Source organism: Saccharomonospora iraqiensis subsp. paurometabolica YIM 90007 (assembly GCF_000231035.2).
GTDB lineage: Bacteria > Actinomycetota > Actinomycetes > Mycobacteriales > Pseudonocardiaceae > Saccharomonospora > Saccharomonospora paurometabolica.
This window is the reverse complement of sequence record NZ_KI912186.1, coordinates 6,760-7,126: the sequence shown is the minus strand read 5'-3', so window position 1 is coordinate 7,126 and position 367 is coordinate 6,760. Positions and strand designations below refer to the sequence as shown.

Here is a 367-nt window from a genome sequence, read left to right as displayed (position 1 = left end):
CGGCGGCAGCGGCGGCGACGTCGGTGGGTTCCGCAGCGTCGACGAGGGTGATGCGGCCGGGGTGCTCGGACTGCGCGGTGCGTACCAGGCCCTGCACGGCGGCACCGACGAGGTCGTCGGCGCCGGCCGGGCTGCCGGTGCCGTGGGTTTCGACGACGAGGTGGACGTCCTCGGTGGCGACGAGCCTCTGCAGCAGGACCAGCATCGCGGCGACGTCGGTACCGGGCACGGCCAGCACCGCGGGGCCGTCGTCGAGACGGTCGAGCGCGTCGGTGAGCGAGGCGCGGGACACCGCACCCTCGGCGGGCGCGAGGTCCACGGTCTCCCACCGCACCTCGAACAGCGGGCGCGGCGCGGTGGGGGCGGC

1 protein-coding gene is annotated in these 367 nt (G+C 76.8%); it reads right to left on the bottom strand.

From position 1 onward, the window contains the following. Nucleotides 1-367: SpnB-like Rossmann fold domain-containing protein (locus SACPADRAFT_RS31875; protein ID WP_040923751.1), on the bottom strand; the 367-nt coding region annotated here is incomplete at both ends.